The sequence below is a fragment of the Nocardia carnea NBRC 14403 genome (assembly GCF_000308515.1).
GTDB lineage: Bacteria > Actinomycetota > Actinomycetes > Mycobacteriales > Mycobacteriaceae > Nocardia > Nocardia carnea.
This window is the reverse complement of record NZ_BAFV01000053.1, coordinates 175817-193588: the sequence shown is the minus strand read 5'-3', so window position 1 is coordinate 193588 and position 17772 is coordinate 175817. Positions and strand designations below refer to the sequence as shown.

Annotated in this window: 19 protein-coding genes; 8 read left to right on the top strand and 11 right to left on the bottom strand. The window is 66.1% G+C overall.

Features of this window, described 5'->3' with window-relative positions:
- The first annotated feature begins 6 nt into the window (after positions 1-6).
- Together ON22_RS19455 and ON22_RS19450 are read left to right on the top strand one after the other, a co-directional pair.
- Complete coding sequence (locus ON22_RS19455) at positions 7-1176, top strand: alpha/beta hydrolase family protein (RefSeq protein ID WP_033241119.1); 1170 nt, start codon at positions 7-9, stop codon at positions 1174-1176.
- Positions 1173-2150, top strand: a complete 978-nt coding sequence (locus tag ON22_RS19450) for a cyclase family protein (protein ID WP_033241120.1) — start codon at positions 1173-1175, stop codon at positions 2148-2150. Before ON22_RS19455 ends, ON22_RS19450 begins: the two co-directional genes overlap by 4 nt.
- Before the next feature lie 28 nt (positions 2151-2178).
- Here ON22_RS19450 and ON22_RS19445 read toward each other — a convergent pair whose 3' ends face one another.
- A complete protein-coding gene (locus ON22_RS19445) occupies positions 2179-2646 on the bottom strand; it encodes an SRPBCC domain-containing protein (protein WP_033241121.1) in 468 nt (155 codons plus the stop codon).
- Between the two features lie 16 nt (positions 2647-2662).
- Here ON22_RS19445 and ON22_RS19440 point away from each other — a divergent pair, with 16 nt between their 5' ends.
- Positions 2663-2986, top strand: coding sequence for an ArsR/SmtB family transcription factor (locus ON22_RS19440; RefSeq protein ID WP_033241122.1), 324 nt, complete (start codon positions 2663-2665; stop codon positions 2984-2986).
- 157 nt (positions 2987-3143) lie between these two features.
- Here ON22_RS19440 and ON22_RS19435 read toward each other — a convergent pair whose 3' ends face one another.
- Entirely contained in the window at positions 3144-3824 is a 681-nt protein-coding gene (locus ON22_RS19435; protein ID WP_033241123.1) for a TetR/AcrR family transcriptional regulator, read from the bottom strand.
- Between the two features lie 113 nt (positions 3825-3937).
- On the opposite strand from ON22_RS19435, the gene ON22_RS19430 reads away from it, so the two are divergent.
- The gene (locus ON22_RS19430) at positions 3938-5434 is read left to right on the top strand and encodes an MFS transporter (RefSeq protein WP_033241124.1); all 1497 of its coding nucleotides are present in this window, start codon (positions 3938-3940) and stop codon (positions 5432-5434) included.
- Between the two features lie 107 nt (positions 5435-5541).
- Here ON22_RS19430 and ON22_RS19425 read toward each other — a convergent pair whose 3' ends face one another.
- The 6 genes from ON22_RS19425 to ON22_RS19400 form a co-directional block, all read right to left on the bottom strand.
- A complete protein-coding gene (locus ON22_RS19425) occupies positions 5542-6366 on the bottom strand; it encodes an HpcH/HpaI aldolase/citrate lyase family protein (RefSeq protein WP_033241125.1) in 825 nt (274 codons plus the stop codon).
- Positions 6363-7526, bottom strand: coding sequence for an acyl-CoA dehydrogenase family protein (locus ON22_RS19420; protein WP_033241126.1), 1164 nt, complete (start codon positions 7524-7526; stop codon positions 6363-6365). The genes ON22_RS19425 and ON22_RS19420 overlap by 4 nt, the downstream gene beginning before the upstream one ends.
- 20 nt (positions 7527-7546) lie before the next feature.
- Positions 7547-8926 carry an MmgE/PrpD family protein gene (locus ON22_RS19415; RefSeq protein ID WP_033241127.1) on the bottom strand — a complete coding sequence of 460 codons (1380 nt, stop codon included), beginning with the start codon at positions 8924-8926 and terminating at the stop codon, positions 7547-7549.
- Positions 8923-10137: a CaiB/BaiF CoA transferase family protein gene (locus ON22_RS19410; protein ID WP_033241128.1), complete on the bottom strand. Its 1215-nt coding sequence runs from the start codon at positions 10135-10137 to the stop codon at positions 8923-8925. The genes ON22_RS19415 and ON22_RS19410 overlap by 4 nt, the downstream gene beginning before the upstream one ends.
- Positions 10134-10700 carry a MaoC family dehydratase gene (locus tag ON22_RS19405; RefSeq protein WP_033241129.1) on the bottom strand — a complete coding sequence of 189 codons (567 nt, stop codon included), beginning with the start codon at positions 10698-10700 and terminating at the stop codon, positions 10134-10136. The genes ON22_RS19410 and ON22_RS19405 overlap by 4 nt, the downstream gene beginning before the upstream one ends.
- A gap of 144 nt (positions 10701-10844) precedes the next feature.
- Positions 10845-11537 carry a FadR/GntR family transcriptional regulator gene (locus ON22_RS19400; protein WP_373280878.1) on the bottom strand — a complete coding sequence of 231 codons (693 nt, stop codon included), beginning with the start codon at positions 11535-11537 and terminating at the stop codon, positions 10845-10847.
- Between the two features lie 380 nt (positions 11538-11917).
- Here ON22_RS19400 and ON22_RS19395 point away from each other — a divergent pair, with 380 nt between their 5' ends.
- The 4 genes from ON22_RS19395 to ON22_RS19380 are packed head-to-tail and all read left to right on the top strand — an operon-like array spanning position 11918 to position 15366.
- On the top strand, positions 11918-12916 hold the full coding sequence (locus tag ON22_RS19395; protein WP_033241131.1) for an ABC transporter substrate-binding protein: 999 nt from the start codon (positions 11918-11920) through the stop codon (positions 12914-12916).
- A 31-nt stretch (positions 12917-12947) separates the two neighbouring features.
- The gene (locus ON22_RS19390) at positions 12948-13739 is read left to right on the top strand and encodes an ABC transporter ATP-binding protein (RefSeq protein WP_033241132.1); all 792 of its coding nucleotides are present in this window, start codon (positions 12948-12950) and stop codon (positions 13737-13739) included.
- Positions 13736-14545 carry an ABC transporter permease gene (locus tag ON22_RS19385; RefSeq protein WP_033241133.1) on the top strand — a complete coding sequence of 270 codons (810 nt, stop codon included), beginning with the start codon at positions 13736-13738 and terminating at the stop codon, positions 14543-14545. The genes ON22_RS19390 and ON22_RS19385 overlap by 4 nt, the downstream gene beginning before the upstream one ends.
- Positions 14542-15366, top strand: a complete 825-nt coding sequence (locus ON22_RS19380) for an ABC transporter permease (RefSeq protein ID WP_231507892.1) — start codon at positions 14542-14544, stop codon at positions 15364-15366. The genes ON22_RS19385 and ON22_RS19380 overlap by 4 nt, the downstream gene beginning before the upstream one ends.
- Positions 15367-15418: 52 nt before the next feature.
- Here the strand turns inward: ON22_RS19380 and ON22_RS19375 are convergent, their stop codons facing one another.
- From ON22_RS19375 to ON22_RS19365, 3 genes are all read right to left on the bottom strand, one after another.
- Positions 15419-15712 carry a hypothetical protein gene (locus ON22_RS19375; protein ID WP_033241135.1) on the bottom strand — a complete coding sequence of 98 codons (294 nt, stop codon included), beginning with the start codon at positions 15710-15712 and terminating at the stop codon, positions 15419-15421.
- Between the two features lie 48 nt (positions 15713-15760).
- Positions 15761-16816, bottom strand: coding sequence for a glycerophosphodiester phosphodiesterase family protein (locus tag ON22_RS19370; RefSeq protein WP_033241136.1), 1056 nt, complete (start codon positions 16814-16816; stop codon positions 15761-15763).
- A 424-nt stretch (positions 16817-17240) separates the two neighbouring features.
- Positions 17241-17696 (bottom strand): SRPBCC family protein, encoded by a 456-nt coding sequence (locus tag ON22_RS19365; protein ID WP_033241137.1) that lies wholly within the window; start codon positions 17694-17696, stop codon positions 17241-17243.
- Positions 17697-17772: the final 76 nt, after the last annotated feature.

Genomic DNA, 17772 nt, shown 5'->3' with positions numbered 1-17772 from the left:
GAAATCATGTTCGAATACTTTCCGGGCAACTACATCTGGAACCTCGGCGTCGTCGCGACACTCAACAGCGGCGGCCTGATCGACGAGGTCGACCGCGCCTGCCGCCCCATCCGCGAACTCGCCGTTCAGGGCGCCGATGTGGGCACCGCCGAGTTCATGGCCGCCTGGCGGGCGGTGGCCGACCGGCTCGAACAGCAGGCCGTGGACGCGGAGAAAGCGGGCCATCGGCGCACTGCCGGGCAGGTGTATTTCCGTGCGTCGGTGTATGTCGCGCAGGCGGAGCGGATGCAGAGCGCCAAGGATTCGAGTCGCAATGCCGAATATCAGCGCAGCGTGGACCTGCTGCTGAAATCGTGTGCGCTGATCGACCCGGCGACCACCAAGGTCGCGATTCCCTACGAGGACACCACTCTTCCGGCGTACTTCCACAACGCGTCGGCCGACGGTGCCCCGACACCGGTGGTCATCATGTGGAACGGGCTGGACTCCACCAAGGAGATGATGGTCGGCGCCGGAATCCATACCGAACTCGCCGCTCGCGGTATCTCCACGCTGATGGTCGACTGCCCCGGCAGCGGTGAGGCGCTGCGGTTGCAGGGGCTCACCGCCCGGATCGATACCGAGGTGTGGGCCGCCGCCTGCGTCGACTGGCTCGAAGCCCGCCCCGATATTCGCGCCGACCGGATCGGGCTGGCCGGCTGGTCGCTCGGCGGCTACTACGTCCCGCGCGCCGCGGCGTTCGAGAAACGTCTCGCACTCTGCGTGGCCTGGGGCGCCAACCACAACTGGGGCGCGGTGCAGAAGCGGCGGCTCGACCGCGAGGGCGAGAACCCGGTCCCGCACTATTGGGATCATGTGCTGTGGGTGTGGGGACAGCCCGATATCCCGACCTTCATCGAGTTCGCCGAGGATATCCACCTCGACGGCGTGGTCGAGAAGATCACAGTGCCGTTCCTGATCGCGCACGGCGAAAAGGATCGGCAGATCCCGCTCGAATACGCGCACCGTTCCTACGACCAGGCGGTCAACAGCCCCAAACGCGAACTACGGCTCTTCACGCCGGAGGAAGGCGCGACCGAACATATCGGCCTCGACCACCTGCCGCACGTGACCACCTTCATCGCCGACTGGGTGCGCGACACCTTCACCGAACTCGACGGAGGCGTGCTCTCATGACCGCCGGAGAACTGGACCCCGCCGACCCCGAGGGCGCCATCGCCGCCGCGGCCGCCCGGGTTTCCAATTGGGGACGCTGGGGCCCGGACGACGTCCTGGGCACCATGAATTTCCTCGACGACGACACCCGCCGCGCCGCGGCCGCCGCGATCCGCACCGGCCGCTCCTTCTCGCTGTCCCAGTCCTTCGATATGGACGGTCCGCAGAAAGGCTGGCGCCGACGCACCAACCCCGTGCACACCATGCTCGACACCGGAACCGACGCCGTCGCCGGAATCCAGGGCTTCCCGCACGGTCTCGGCGGCGCCGACGATGTGATCGCGATGCCCTTGCAGTGCTCCACGCAGTGGGACGGGCTCGGCCATATCTTCGACCACGGCCGCGCGTGGAACGGCCGACCCGCGGAACAGGTTGTCACCAGTCTCGGCGACCAGGTCACCGGTATCGAAACCGTTGCCGATGTGATCTGCGGCCGCGGCGTCCTGCTCGACGTAGGCCGGGCGATCGGCGAAAACGGGGAACTTCCCGACGGTTTCGCGATCACCCGCGATCACCTCGAGCAGACCGTCGCCGCCCAGGGGGCGACCGCGGAGATCCGCCGCGGCGATATCGTCGTCGTGCGCACCGGCAGGCTGACCCGGGCCCGCCGCGAAGGGTGGGGCGAATACGCGGGCGGGCCGGCTCCCGGCCTGTCCTTCACCACCGCGGACTGGTTACACGCTACCGAGATCGCCGCAATCGCCACGGATACTTGGGGTTTCGAGGTGCGGCCGAACGAATTCGAGGTAGCCTTCCAGCCGCTGCACCAGGTCGCGATTCCGCAGATCGGCCTTTTCATCGGCGAAATGTGGGACCTCGACGCGCTGGCCGAAGCGTGCGCCGAGGACGGGATCTACGATTTCTTCCTCACCGCCGCCCCCATCAAGATCACCGGCGCGGTCGGCTCGCCCGTCAACCCGGTGGCGGTCCGATGAGGTGCCTTTGCCGGTCTTTGTGCGGGGGCTATTTGTAGAAGCCCTCGCGCAGGTTGATGCCGTGCTCGACCCAGACCTTGAGTGCGGCCAGCATGCCGGTCCAGCCCTCGCAGTTGCCGAAGGCGTTCTTCGCGCCGGCTTCGGTCGGGCGCCAGGACGATTCAGTGATGGTCACTAGGGTGCGGGTGTCGTTGTCGATCGGCTCGAATTCGAAGGTCGTGGTGGTGGCACCGGCTTCGTCGGTGGTGGCCTCGCCGTCCCACTGGACGACGATGGTGCGTGGCGCGTCGGCCTTCAGTACCCGCACCGGAAATGCGCCGGGGAAGTCGTGGAAATCCCAGGTCACCTCCGTTCCCGGGGTGAGCCGGCCGCGGGCTCCTCCGGTGGTGAAGTACTTCGACAGCTGTTCGGGGTCGGCGACTGCCTCGTAGACCTCGGCGCAGGGCTTGGCCACGCGGCCGGAAACGGTGAAGGAGAGTTCTTTCAGCTCAGACATGTGATAAATTTACAACATGTCTGCGGTTGATGACAAGGACCCCGATGATCTGGTGTTCAAAGCACTGGGATCGGCGACCCGGCGGGCCATGCTCGATGCGCTCAAGGAAGCGCCGCGCACCACGGGCGGGCTGTGTGAATTCTTTCCCGATCTGGACCGGACGACGGTGCTGCAACATCTGCGGGTGCTGGAGCGGGCCGGGCTGGTGACCGGCCGCAAAGTGGGCCGGGAACGGCACCTCTCTCTCGCGCCGATGCCGATCAAACGCATATACGACCGGTGGATCGGCGAATACGCGCGCGCTGCAGTCGAATTGCTCGGCGATCTCGATGCCGAGTAGTTGTCACCGGCCCGGTGTTCGGCTGTGGGCTTTCGGCGAGCTTGCGAAACTGCCCCGGCTGGGTGGACGGCACGTGCCGCGTGCCCTTCGGGGGCGGAAGTGTTCCGAGTCGTAAGCCCTCGGCGATATGCCCTTCGGCTCCGGCGAAAAGGGTCGATCAGCGGCGACGGCCGGCGCAGGGGGCCGTGCGCGCGGTTTTGGCCTGGTCGACTTCGTCGTCGGTGAGGGCGCGTACGGGTAGGTCCTGGCGTGCGATGTTGTCGGAGCGAATCCCGTTGAGCGTGATGGCCATATAGCGCCGCCAGATTTCGGGATTGATCGGTTTGGCGAACTCGGCGAGCCCGTCGACCATATGAATCATCGCGAAGAGATCCGACGGTTCGATATCGGGTTGCAGTACGCCCGCTGCCCGTGCCCGTTCGACGATGGCGGCGACCGCCGGTTTGATCCGGTCGCGGATGCGGTGGAAGCGTTCGGTATCGAGATCGAGTTCGAGGATCACTTCGCTGAACCCGCGGTTGATCGCGAGGTGGCGGCACGCGTATTCGACGAACTGTACGAGGCCGAGCCACGGATCGGGGTGGTGCACGCTCGCCTCGGCGGCGTCGGCGAATTCGCCGAGGTGACGTTCGAAGACCTCGGAGATGAGTTCTGTTTTGTTGGTGAACCGGCGGTAGACCGTGCCCACTCCCACGCCCGCGCGTTCGGCCACATCGTCGAGGGTGATCTCGAGGCCGCGTTCGGCGAACAGTTCGCGGGCGGCCTCGACGATGCGTTGCTGATTGCGGACGGCATCGGCGCGCAGGCGCCGGGTGCGCAAGGTCGTGGCGGGTTTCACAGCCGCAGTCTATCAACGACGGGATTAAGTGGAGGCGTGATCTCCGTTATTGTGTTAGCGTTCAGGTAAGCGGAGACGCAACCTCCATTTAACCACTCTTTTCTAGGGGCGAGATGACTACCACGTTCGATCGCGGGCCATCCGCGCAGGAAAAACCGTCCGGCAGACGCGGCTCGCACGCGCTGCGATGGTGGGTTCTCGCCGTACTCGGCGTCGCCCAGCTCATGGTCGTGCTCGACGCGACCGTGGTGAATATCGCGCTGCCCGAGGCCCAGCGCGACCTCGGATTCGACGATGCGAGCCGGCAATGGGTGATCACCGGCTATGCCCTGGCCTTCGGCAGCCTCCTATTACTCGGCGGCCGGCTCAGCGATCTGTTCGGGCGCCGCAACACCTTCATCGTCGGCCTGATCGGATTCTCGGTGGCCTCCGCTGTCGGCGGTGCGGCCGCAAACTTCGAGATGCTGGTCGCGGCCCGCGTCGGCCAGGGCGTTTTCGGCGCGCTGCTCGCACCGGCGGCACTCTCACTGCTCACCGTCACCTTCACCGAACCGTCCGAACGGGCGAAGGCCTTCGGTATCTTCGGCGCCGTCGCCGGTACCGGCGGAGCCATCGGACTGCTGCTCGGCGGTGCGCTCACCGAATGGGCGTCGTGGCGGTGGGTGATGTTCGTGAACCTGATCTTCGCCGCGGTCGCACTGGTCGGCGCGGTACTGCTGCTGGCCCGGCACGCCGCCGGCGTCCGGCCCAAGCTCGATATCCCCGGCACGGTCGTCGTCACCGCCGCCCTGTTCGCGATCGTCTACGGTTTCTCCCACGCCGAGAGCGAAGGCTGGACCGATTCGGTGACGCTCGCCTTCCTCGTCGGCGGCGCGGCCCTGCTCGCGCTGTTCGTCTGGCTCGAAACGCGGGTCGCGCATCCCCTGCTACCGCTGCGTATCGTGCTCGACCGCACCCGCGGCGGCGCATACCTCGCGGTATTCGTCATGGGGATCGGCATGTTCGCGATCTTCCTGTTCCTGACCTACTACATGCAGCTCACGCTGGGCTATTCACCGATCATGACCGGTGTGGCATTCCTGCCGATGGTCGCCGGAATGATCGCCTCGTCCACCACGACACCGTCGCTGCTGCTGCCGAGGATCGGGCCGAAGGTGGCGGTCAGCGGAGGGTTCGCGATCGCCGCGCTCGGAATGGCGTGGCTGACGCAGATCGGTCTCGATACCGGTTACGCCACCCATATCCTGCCCAGCCTGGTCCTGCTCGGCCTCGGTCTCGGCGCCGCGATGTCGACGGCGTTCCAGAGCGCCACCGCCGGGGTCCGGCACGACGATGCCGGTGTCGCCTCCGCGATGATCAACACCAGTCAGCAGGTCGGCGGGTCGATCGGGACCGCGCTGCTGAGCACCATCGCGGCCTCGGCGGCCGGTGACTACCTCGCCGGGCGGACGCCGAGCCAGATCACTGTCGCCCAGTCGGCGATCGAAAGCTACACCACCAGCTTTGCTTGGGCTGCAGGCGTTTTCGTGATCGGCGCGATCGTGCTGGCGGCGCTGCTGCCATCCACCTTGCCCGCTCCGGCCGAGGGAGAACCGGTGCTCGCGCACTGATACCCGCGGTACGGACGTGCCCGCCGTCGCGATATGCGAGGGCGGGCACGGCGCGTTTCCGGCGACCGTCCGAATCGGTGAGTGCCTCCCGGGGCTCGGTCGACTGCTCAGCGTGCGCGAGCGAGTACTCGCCGCGCCGATCGCGCGACCGCTTCATCGATGAGATGCCCGTGCGCGTCCACCCCGACACCCGAAGGGGCGGAGGCGAGCCGGCTCAGCACATCCTCCGCACGGCCGATCTCCTCCGCCGTCGGGGTGAACACGGCGCGCACCGGTTCGAGCTGTTTCGGATGGATACACGCGCGCCCGGTGAAACCCAGGCGGCGGAGCCGCCGGGTATCGGCCTCGAACGCGGGAAGATCGGTGAAGTTCACCGATACCGCCGCAACGGGCGGTTCGATCCCGGCAGCCGCGCTCGCCGTGACCACGCGGCTACGTGCGAACAGCAACTGTTCGGCGGAGTCATCCACGTCGATCCCCAGATCCGCGGCGAGGTCGACCTCACCGATTTGCAGGAACCGGAGGCGGGGCGAGCGCGCGATACCCGGTGCTGCCAAGAGCCCGGTTGCCGTTTCGATGAGCGCGGAGAGCCGCGCATTATCGGCCCCGCATTCGGTGAGAATGCGGTCCGCAGCGTCGAGTTCGCGGGCCGATTCCACCTTCGGCAGCCAGATGCCGGTGAGGTTCGGTCCGGCCACCGCGCGGATATCGCTGTCCTGCAATTCGCCCGGGTTCACCCGGACCCAGATTTCGACTCCGTCCGGATCGCAGCCCGCGACCCATTCGGCGACTGCGGCGCGTGCCTCGTCTTTCTGTGCGGGGACCACTGCGTCTTCGAGGTCGAGCACGACCGCGTCCGTCCCCGAGCGCAGCGCTTTGCCGAATCGCTGCGGGACGTCGCCCGGCACGTACAGGTACGTGGTCGCCGTCATCCGATGACTCCCTGACCCGAGACGAGTGCCTTCGCGATCACGGTACGCATGATGTCGTTGGTACCCTCGCCGATCGCCATGAGCGGTGCATCCCGGTAGAGCCGCTCCACGACGAACTCCGTGGAGTATCCGTATCCGCCGTGGATGCGCATGGATTCCAGGCTCGCGGTGATCGCTGTTTCGGAGGCGAAGGTCTTGGCCATCCCGGCTTCCATATCGACGCGGTTGCCGCCGTCGGCGCGAGACGCGGCCCAATAGGTCATCAGCCGCGCGGCCTGCAACTGGGTGGCGATATCGGCGATCTTCAGCTGGATCGCCTGGAACTCCGCGATAGGCTGCCCGAATGCCTCGCGTTCGCGTGCGTAGACGAGGGCGGCGTCGTAGGCGGCCTGTGCGATTCCCACGCTGCGCCCGGCGATATTGAGGCGGCCGATCTCCAGCCCGGACAGAGCCTGTTGCAGGCCACGGCCCTCGGTTCCCCCGAGCAGCGCGCTCGCCGGCACCCGCACATCGGTCATGACTATCTCGCACGATTCGGTGCCCTTGTACCCGAGCTTTCCGAGATCACGCTGCACCTCGAAGCCTTCGGTGGCGGTGTCGATCAGCAGAATGCTCATACCCTTGTGGGCCGGGGTCGCGGTGGTATCCGTTTTCACCAGAACGGGAAGGACGTTCGCGTAGCGGGCGTTGGTGATCCACGTCTTCGTACCGTTGACCACGTAGTGGTCCCCGTCTCTGCGGGCTGTCGTGCGGATGCCCTGGAGGTCGGTACCCGCGCCCGGTTCGGTCAGGCCGACGCCGGTCCGGTAGGTCCCGGCGGCCAGTTTCGGCAGGAGTTCCTGTTTCTGTTCCGTGGTGCCGTGACGGGCGATCATCCAGCAGGAGAGGTTGTGGCTACCGAGGATGCCGGCGATTCCCATCCAGCCCCGGGCCAATTCCTCGTAGACCAGGGTGAACGACACCTTGTCGAGGTCGAGGCCGCCGTACTCCTCGGGCGTGGTGATGCCGAAGAGTCCCATTTTCTTCATATGCTCGACGATTTCGGTCGGGTATCGGCCCGAACGCTCGTATTCGCTCGCGACGGGCACGATCTCCTTCTCGACGAAGGCCCGCAAGGCCGAACGGAAATCGCGCTGCTGTTCGTTGAAGGTGAAATCCATGCTGGTTTCCTCAGCTTTCTTCAGTCGTGCCGCTCGGTGGCGATGAGATGGGCGAGGTCGTGCACGACGGTCAGGTCGGCCTCCGCGGACAAGTTCAGGATTCGGTCGGCGAGTTCGCCGGCCCGCGGGTGCCCGGCGCAGTTGCCGGTGAACTTCGCCAGTACTTCGGCATCGGACATGGGAACCTCGGGTGTTCCCTTGCTGCCCGGGACTTCTCCCGTCGCGGTCCGCCCATCGCGCAGCGTGACGACGGCCCGGCTGGGCGCCGCGGCGGCGGGCCCTTCGGCCGGTGCAGGGACCACCCGGACCGATTTCGCCGTCGCTGCCACCGCGGGGCGAGTGATCGACTGCGGGGTGTAGGTGTCGATCGTGATCGACCCGTCGTGCAGCAGCGCGGCGACGCTCCACGGCAGGTCGAACTTGGCGTCGTAGGTACTGCGCGGGGGAGCCGTGCCGGTGTGGTCACCGCAGACGAACGGGCTGGAATCGGGGTGGACGTGCACCTCGATATCCACGATATCGGCCGGATCGACCGCTATTTCGGCGACTGCGGCCGATACGGCATCGAGGGTCACGTGCATGAGCTGGCAGCTCGGGTAGGGCTTGATACCGATGCGTGTCACTTCCCAGCGGACCCCGAGATCGTCGGTCAGCACACCGAGATCGGCCGCTCGTTCCGAAAGTGTCGCGTACACACCGCGTTTACCCTCGAGAACCGAGGGCGGTCCGGAGGCGCCGGCGGCGGCAAGTCGTGCCGCCACCACCCCGGCGAAAGCCGCGGAACCGGGATGCAGGGATTTGGTGTCGGCGGCGGAATCCAGGAACTCCAGCAATCCGCCGGCCGAGGAGCCGGCGATCCCCAGGGCGTCGACGAGGCGGGCGGCGGGCAGGCCCATCAGCCGTCCCGCGGTCACCGCCGCGGCAAACGGCCCGGCCACACCGGTGGCGTGCAGGCCGCGGGCGTGGAAGCCGTGCGGGCTGACAGCGCCGAGCCGGCAGACCGTCTCCAGTCCGAGAGCCGCTGCGGCCATGACTTGCTCGCCCGTCGCCGACTGCTCCTGACCCACGGCGAACGCGGTCGGTAGCACGGTCACCGTCGGATGGACCAGGCCACCGGCATGAGTGTCGTCGAAGTCGAGCGCGTGCTCGAGCATCGCGGTGGCCATTGCCGCTGCCGGTGCCGACAGCGCCTCGTCACCGGTCAGCGCACGCGCTTGCGGTGGCCCACCGAGACTGTGCGCGACGGTCCACCCCGGGGTACCGGCGGCGAGGCGGGCTGCCGCGACGGTGACGCCGGCACCGTCGAGCAGATGCCGGCCGACGGCGTGCTCCACGTCCCGCGGCAGGTCACACGGCTCCGTCTCGTGAATCCAGTCGGCCAGTACCGCGGCCGCAGTCATCGGGTGGCGCCCGGGTCGTCTGTGCCGAAGGCGCCGCCGGCGGTCAACTCCGAGATCCGTTCGTCGTCGTAACCGAGTCCCCGCAGTACGGCATCGGAATGCTCGCCCCGGGCCGGTGCCCGTCGGTAGTCGGGCTGCTGGGTGCCGAAACGTACAGGCGAAGCGACCTGCCGGACCGTGCCGAAGCGCGGATGTTCGGTGTCGACGATCAACCCGCGGGCGAGCGTGTGCTCCTCGGTGAGCGCCTGGCCGATATCGTTGATAGGTCCGGTCGGCACACCGGCCGGTCGCAGCACCGACAGCCAGTGGTCGACGGTGGCCGTCGCGAAGATCTCTTCGAGAATCGGTAGCAGTTCGGCGGCGTGGCGGCCGCGGCTCTCGAAATCGGTGAAGCGGGGATCTGCCGCGAGTTCGGGCCGGTCGATCGCGACGACCAGCCGTCGCCAGAATTTCTCCTTGGCGCAGCCGACGATGAGCCAGCCGTCCGAGGCTTCGAATGCCTGGAAGGGGACGAGCGAGGGATGCGCGGAGTTGCGGGTACGGACAGGTTCGAAGCCGCCGTTGAGATGCCAGGTCGCGGGATAGGTGAGCAGTCCCATCGCGGTGTCGTACAGCGAAAGATCGCAATCGCCGCCGATACCGTCGCGCCGGGCGGCGTGTAGTCCGGCCAGGATGCTGATGGCGGCGACGAACCCGCCGGAGTAATCCACCAGGGACAGGCCCGATTTGGTGGGCGGGCCGTCGGGGTCGCCGGTGACGCTCATCCATCCCGCCAGGCCTTGCAGGATGTAGTCGTATCCGGGTTCTTTCGCGCGCGGACCGGTCATCCCGAAGCCGGTCAGACTGCAGCAGACGATTGCCGGATTGAGGTGTTTCAACTGGTCGTAGGTGATGCCGATCTTCTCCGGCACGTCTCCGCGCAGATTGGAGTACACGACATCGGATTCGCGGACGAGGTCTTCGAACACCTGACGGCCTGCCGTGGTCGACAGGTCCAGGGAGATGCTGCGCTTGTTGCGGTTGAAGGTCTCGAAGAACAGTGAATCCTCGCCCGCGGCGAAAGGCGGGACATAGCGGCCGACATCGCCGCCGGCCCCGGGATCTTCGACCTTGAGCACATCGGCGCCGAGGTCGGCGAGATGCAGGCTCCCGAACGGGCCCGCGCCGTACTGTTCGAGCGAGAGGATCCGGACATCTTCGAGCGGCCTCATGCGGTCACTCCGTTGGTCGTACCGGCGGAGGTGGAGCCGGGTAGCTCGAGCGGCCCGCTCTTGGCCGCGGGGAAGTAGTTCTGTCCGATACCGCTTTCGCGGGTCGCGACCATGACCGAACGCTTCCAGGAGATGACCTCGTCACCGTCCTGGTTCAATCCGCGCGTGATCATCGAGACGATGCCGGCGTAGGGTCGGGATTCCGAGCGGCGCAGACCGGTGCAGATGCTTTCGGCGTAGATCGTGTCACCGACGTAGACCGGGTGGCTCATCTTGATATCGGTGAACGCGAGGTTGGAGATCGCGTTCTGGCTCATATCCAGTACCGAAATACCCAGCACCACCGAGACGGTGAGACCCGAGTTGACGATCACCCGGCCGTCGGTAACCGGATTCTGTTGTGCCAGATGGGCATTGAAGTGGTTCTGATTGGTGTTCATGGACAACAGGGTCACCCAGGTGTTGTCGGCCTCGGAGATGGTCCGCCCCAGTGGGTGCTGGTACACATCGCCAACGGTGTAGTCCTCGAAGAACCTTCCCAAGATCGCGGGATGGGTCGCCACGGTGCCTCCTAGGGCTTCGGTCGGGCAGTCGCGATGACTGTAAACATCTGATGTTTGCGACGTCAATAGTTACCTTCGCAAACATGGAGCCCATGTTTGCCGAAAAACTTCGAGACATCAGGATAAAACATCAGATGTATGACCTTATGTGGACCGAAGATGGTCCATCTGGCGGTACGAATCCCGCAGATGGTCGAGGTGTCGGCGCATGAGATCCATGGCCGCCATCGAATCGCCGTCGCGCACCACCGCGAGGATCGCCCGGTGGTCGTGGTCCACGCATTCCCAGAAACCGTCCGGAGTGTGATCGCGTCCGAAGCGGCCGGACAGTACCCGGAACACCGGCGCCGTGATCAACTCGAGTAACGGATTGCTTGCGGCGCGCAGCAGGATGAGGTGGAATTCCTGATTCGCCGCGTATGTCTCGGGGCCCTGGGTGCCGTCCGGTTCGAACATCACCGCCTCGAGTTGTTCGAGCTGTTCGGGCGTGCGCCGAAAGGCTGCCATCCCGGCCGCGGGAACCTCCATCAGGTTGCGCACTTCCATCAACTGATCGACGCTCACGGTCTGCGCCGCGGCCATGAGAGCGACGCCCGTCTCGAGGTGTGCACTGATATGACCGATACTCGGCGCGGTGACGAAACTGCCGCCGGTCACCCCGCGGGTGGTATGGATCAGGTTCTGGGTGGCCAGTGACCGGAGGGCTTCACGGATGGTGCTGCGGCCGACGCCGAACTCGTCGCTGAGCTCGGGTTCCGTGGGTAGGCGAGTGCCCGGAGGGAGTTCGCCGGACAGTATTCGCCCCCGGATGGTCTCCACCAGGATCTCGTAGGCCAGTGGCGGCCGGGGCGCCGTTGCCTTCGACCCGTGGTTCGTGTGATCGGCGACCAACCTGGGCCCCTCCTTCGTCGGTCCGGTGCAACCTCATGCCCGGGATGGATACTGAAAAGTCTGCTGTATTGGCAGGTATTTCGTCGCGCGTTGCCCGATATCGTCGTGAAATGGGGATCTTGACGACCAAAGCATCATATGTTTACAGTCACCCACTGTAACCCAAGTCTCATCAACGAGATCCTGCGAGCCGTCACATCACGTGCCGCTCTCTACCACCCGCGGCGGCGGCATCGTCACCACCGACCCGCACGATATGTCGAGGGATCATGTTCACATCATTTCTGTCCCCACGTCGCCGGGGCCTTCGTGGCAGGTCGGTTGTCATGGCGGCCGCATCGATCGTCGCGCTAACCGGATGCGCCGGTGATCCGGGCCCCGACGCCGACCCCGCCGCACCCGTCACCATCGATGTGACGGTGTCGGCCGCGGCCGAGATCTACAGCATCCCGTGGCTGGTCGCCCAGAAACAGGGGCTGTTCGAGAAGTACGGCGTCATCGTCGAGAACATCGTGCCGGGCAAAGGGGGCAGTGCCACCATGCGCACCCTGCTGGACGGCAATATCCCGATCGGCGAGGTGAGCTACCCATCGATCGTGCAGGCCGACCCGACCGGCGCCGAACTTCGTGTGGTGGGTGGCGGAACGCAAGGTCCGTACCCGATGAACTTCTACGCACTTGCCTCGAATACTCAGATCAATTCGATTCAGGACGTGCGCCGGTGGGCCTATACGCGTCCGAACTCGGCAACCGACGCCCTCTCGCAGCTGATACCGGAGCTGGCCGGTATCCCCGAGGGCCGGATCGAACGTATCTCCTCGGGTGGTATCGGCGAGGGGCTCGCGCTGCTCGAAGCCGGGTCCGTGGATATCGCGATGCTGCCGTCGATCGTCGCCGAGCAGCGCCCGGACGATTTCGAACTCATCGCGAGCAGCCCCGAATACCTGGAGCGGTTCCTCCAATCCACCATCACCACCACCAAGGACTACGCCGCTTCCCACCCCGGCGTGGTGCGCGCCATCAATGCCGGTTACACCGACGCGGTCGCATCGATCGACGCGAATCCACTGGCCGCAGCCCAGTTGTACGCCGACTACTCGGGATTCGATGTCGACGCCGCGCTGAAGGTGGTCGAACGGGCAGCATCCGCCCGAACCTGGGGCGGCGGCTTCGATCCCGCGTCGGTGGCATCGGCGCAGGCCGGAGTCGAACTTTCGGGTAGCGACCGCGATCCCGACCTCTGCACCCTGTTCGATCCACAGTTCCTGCCGCCCGAGGTGGATCATTCGCTCCCCGACGGATGCTCCGAGACGTCCTCGTCGTGATGTACAACTTCCGACCGCGAAGGGTCTGTTCATGAATACTCCTACGACATCCGATCCGATCGTCGACGCACGCGGTATCGTTCGGCGCTTCGGTGCGGTCACCGCACTCGACGGGGTCGATCTGCAAATAGGGCGAGGTGAGTTCGTTTCCATCGTGGGCCCCAGCGGCTGCGGAAAATCCACGATGCTGGAGATCGTCGCGGGGCTGCAGGACCACGATGGCGGGACCGTGGCAGTGGACGGGAAGCCGCTGGGCGGTCCCCGGGAACGCACCGCGGTGATCTTCCAGGAATCGGCCACCCTGCCGTGGCGTACGGTCCGCGACAATGTGGCGTTTGCGCTCGAGGTACAGGGTGTGGCCAAGCGGGAGCGCCGGTCCCGCGCCGACGAACTGCTCGCCACGGTCGGTCTCGCCGCTTTCGGTGATCACTTCCCGGGGCAGTTGTCCGGGGGAATGCGGCAACGGGTGGCCATCGCACGGTGTCTGTCGATGCAACCGGACCTGATCCTGGCCGACGAGCCCTTCGGCGCGCTCGACGAACAGACCCGCCTGGTGATGTCGTACGAGTTACTCGAAATCGTCGAGAAGCTCACCTGCGGTGTCCTGTTCATCACGCACAGCATCCAGGAGTCCATCCTGCTGTCGGACCGGGTCCTCGTCATGAGCGCGCGGCCGGGGCGATTCATCGACGAAATAGAGATCGACCTCGCGCGACCACGTTCGGAGGATGTACTGACCTCATCGGCCGCGACCTCGTTGCACGAACGTATCTGGTCGTCGCTGCGGGACGAGGCGAAGAAGACGATGAGTGTGGCCCGATGAGCAGCCGATCCGTCGTCCCCGGCTATCTCCGCCCGCCGCCGGCCCGGGTGCTGCGGCTGCCGAGTCCGGGATGGACCGCGGTGGTCATCATCGTTCTCCTGGTGCTGGTCGAACTCTACGCACGCTCGTCGCTGGCCTCGCCGCTGGATATCGTGCCCGTTTCGGACATGGTCGCGGAGACGATCCGATTGCTCGGTGACCGGGAGTTCCTGGTCGATTCGCTGGGACGTACGCTCGGAATCATCGCGATCAGCTTCGCTGTCAGTTCCGTTCTCGGTATCGCGGCCGCGTACCTGTTGTGGCGGTTCGATCTGTGTAAGCGTGCATTCCGTCCGTACCTGAATGTGTACTACGCGGTCCCGACTTTCGCGCTCTATCCCATCATGGTGGTGCTGTTCGGCAGTGGGATCACGCCGATCGCCGTACTTTCGACGGTCTTCGCCTTCGGTATCGTCACCGTGAACGCGCAGACCGGGTTCGAAGCCACGACACCGATCATCGGGAAACTGGGCCGGGTGCTGCGAATGACTCGATGGCAGTACTTTCGATCGATTCTTCTGCCCTACGCGCTGCCCAATATCATCACCGGACTGAAACTGGGCCTGTCGTACGCAATCATCTCGGTGCTGGCCAGTGAATTCATTCTCTCCACAGACGGTCTGGGGCACTATATTTCGATCGCGTACGACAGCTTCGATATCGCCGAAATGTACGCGGGCATACTCGTGGTCACCGCACTCGCACTCCTGGCGACCCTCCTGATCTCCGCAGTGCTCAACCGATTCGATTGGAGGCGCCGGCGATGACATCCGTAATGTCGCGGCAGCTGCCGACCCGTCCGATATCCCTGGGCGCAGCGGTGCCCCGGATCAGCACGGCACGACGGGTCGGGCCACCGGTCCTCGTCGCCGTCCTGGGCGTCCTGGCCTGGTGGGCCACCGCGATCGTGCTGGACAGCCGAATCTTTCCCACGCCCGCCGATTCCATGCGGTCGTTGGTCGCCGATCTGGCCACCGAATCGTTTCGCGCCAATGTGTTCGACTCCCTGCGCCTGTTGATCGCCGCATTCGTCGTCAGCGTGGTGATGGGTTCGATTCTGGGTCTCGCGCTCGGAATGAGCGCATTCTGGTCGCGTGCCGTTCTGCCGATCATCTACTCGATCAACAGCATCCCGAAAATCGTGCTGTACCCGTTGTTCCTGTCCTTTCTCGGGATAGGCCAGTTGAGCCGGTTCGGATTCGCTTTCTACGCGGCATTCGTCCCGATGCTGATCATGGCCGTAGAGAGCGCGACCGCGGTGAATCCACTGCATCTGAAAATGGCGGCGTCGCTACGGATGAGCCGGCCGCGCCTCATCCGACAGATCATCGTGCCCTCGACTCTGCCCGCCCTCGCGACCGGTATGCGGACAACCTTCGGTCTCGCCTTCCTCGGTTTGCTCCTCGCGGAGATGTTCTCCTCGTCGAGCGGTATCGGCTACGAGATGCTGCGCAATGTCAGCCTCATCCGGATGGAGAACATCATGGGTACGGTCGTGCTGATCGTCGTGATCGCACTGCCTCCCACGATCGCTTTGCAGGCGCTGGAAAATCGCATCACAGCCCGCTTCGGCGGGTCTGCTCGGTGAACATGCCTACCTGCAGGTGCGCGGGTCCGTAATCTGTTCCCGCGCGTTCGCTTCAGTTGTCCGGGGGGAGAATCGGAGAGCTGAACACGTCCTCGAGCGGCGTCGGCCCGGTATAGCGGCGGCAATTGCATTGCACCCATTCACGCAGACCGTGGGTGCCGCGGCGGGAGGACTCGGCGTGGCAGGTGCCGGTGGTGCGGTCGTGCAGCGCCAGATCGTGGCCGCAACCGCAACGCGCGGGGAGTTTCCGGGCCGATCCCGTTCGGCGCCGTGGCACGAACCGGCCGCAGGCCCAGCCGACCGCGAGAAGGCCTGCGCCGACGGCAAGGCTGAGGGGATCGAGCATGCAGTCAGTATATGAATACGCTCAGCGGGTCCGGGCCGGTTCAGCCGTTCATTGCCGCAGCAGCGGTGGCGGTGGGGCGTACCCGTTGTCCTCGAGGACCTCACGCAGTACATCGGGGCGGTTGGTGATGATCCCGTCGACGCCGAGACCCAGCAGGTGGGCCATGGTGGCGGGGTCGTCGATCGTCCACGGCACCACCCGGAGTCCGCGCCGATGTGCGGTATCGACAAGTTCCGCGGTAGTGAACGGGGTGTAGCCGGGATCGGCGATCGAGCCGTCCTGAGGGTCGCCGTGGACAGGAGAGAGGGTTCTGACGCCGAGCTCGGCCGCGGCGGCCACGTACTTCTCCTGCAGTGAACCCGCGAAATCGTCGATATCCAGCCCGCCCAGCCACGGTGAAGCGCCGGGCACGCCCTCCTGGAGGAACTGCGCGCCGTTCGTCAGCGCGACCAGCGGAAGTTCCGGGGCCAGCGCGCGCACCATACGCAGGGTGTCCCAGTCGAAGCTCTGCACACTGACCTGGTCCTGTATCCCGGCGCGCCGGACCTCGCGCACTACGGTCCGGGCGAAATCGGCTCCCGGCATGGTCTCGTGCGGGGCCGCGGCCTCCACCTTGGTCTCGATGTTCAGCATCACCGATTCGGCGCGATACGCCCGCACGAGATCGAAAACCTCCGACAGCAGTGGCATTCCAGCGCCGGGGGCCGGTCGCTGTTCGGGATATCCGGGCAGCGGCCGGGAGCCACAGTCCAGGGTGCGTACCTGGTCGAGTGTGAGATCGCGGATGAGAGCCGGGCCGGGGACATAGGGATATTCCGGGTCACCGGGGAACGCCGGTGCGGTATCCGCACATTTGGCCGGGTCCGGATCTCGGTCATGAGTGACGACCGGGTGACCGTCGGCCGTGATCTGGACATCGAGTTCGAGTGTGCTCACCCCGAGTTCCAGGGCGTGGGCGAAAGCGGGCAGGGTGTTCTCCGATACCAGGCCGAGCCCGCCTCGGTGCGCCTGGAGATCGAAGGCCGGCCGCTCCGGTGCCGGCGTTGCGCCGGTCGAGCATCCGGCGATCAAGGCCACCAGTACCGGCGCATACGCCCACCACATAGCCCCATCCTGTCCTACCCGGGGCGGGGTCTACCACCGTTCGCGGCCGGATCGGTGTGATGGTCGCCGAGGGTTCATCGGCGGGTAACAGTCGCGGTGCCGGGTGGGCACACACGACGCCGTCACAGCCTGCCGAGAGCTGGCGAGCAGGATGCGGTCCGGCCCGCCCCAGTGCTCCACTCGCCGCCTCCCAGCCCGAAGTTCCGGCCCGGGCGACCGACACACCAGTACCAGCGCCCGCAACGTGCCGGCACTGCCGGGACCGGCGGATAAAACATTCTGCGGTTCTCACCGGTGCAGTGTCCGACCGGGTCCTGCGGTACGGCGAGCGGAGGCGGGGCCTGGTGGGCGGAGCGTGGCGAGACGACTGTGGTGGGGCGCGAGGCCGGCGAGCGCAAGGGGCCGAGCGCGGCGCATGAGGCGTTCAGTCGGGGCCGGTGGGGGAGCGGCCGGCGGCCAGGGCTGCGAGACGCTGGAGCGATTCGCGATTGCGGGGGATCAGCGCCAGATCCTGGACCGCGCCGGGTAGTAGCCGTCCGGGCCCCTGCGAGACGCGTTCGGCCATCCGGACCTCGGTGCTGCCGGGGCCGAGCGCGACGAGGTCGAGCGAGATATGGGCGGCTCCGGCGGGCCACAGCCGCGCCTCCAGCTCGAGATGATGCGGCGGATCCACCGCGCTCACCGTGGTGGTGTCGCTGCGGGCCAGCGGCCACCCGCCGACGCTGTGGTGGATCCGGGTGCCGACCGCCGGCCATCCGGTATCGACCTTCCGGATATGCGTGGCGCCGACAACCCACAGCGCATAAAGCCAGCCGTCGGCGAGGACGGCGAACACGTCCTCGATCGGGATCGGGATACGCACACTCGGTTCGGCGGGCATCGCAGCTCCGATCGTCGGAGAACCTGCTGCCGCGCGGCCACCTGCGCCGTACGGCAGTTCCGTCGCCCGGCGAGGT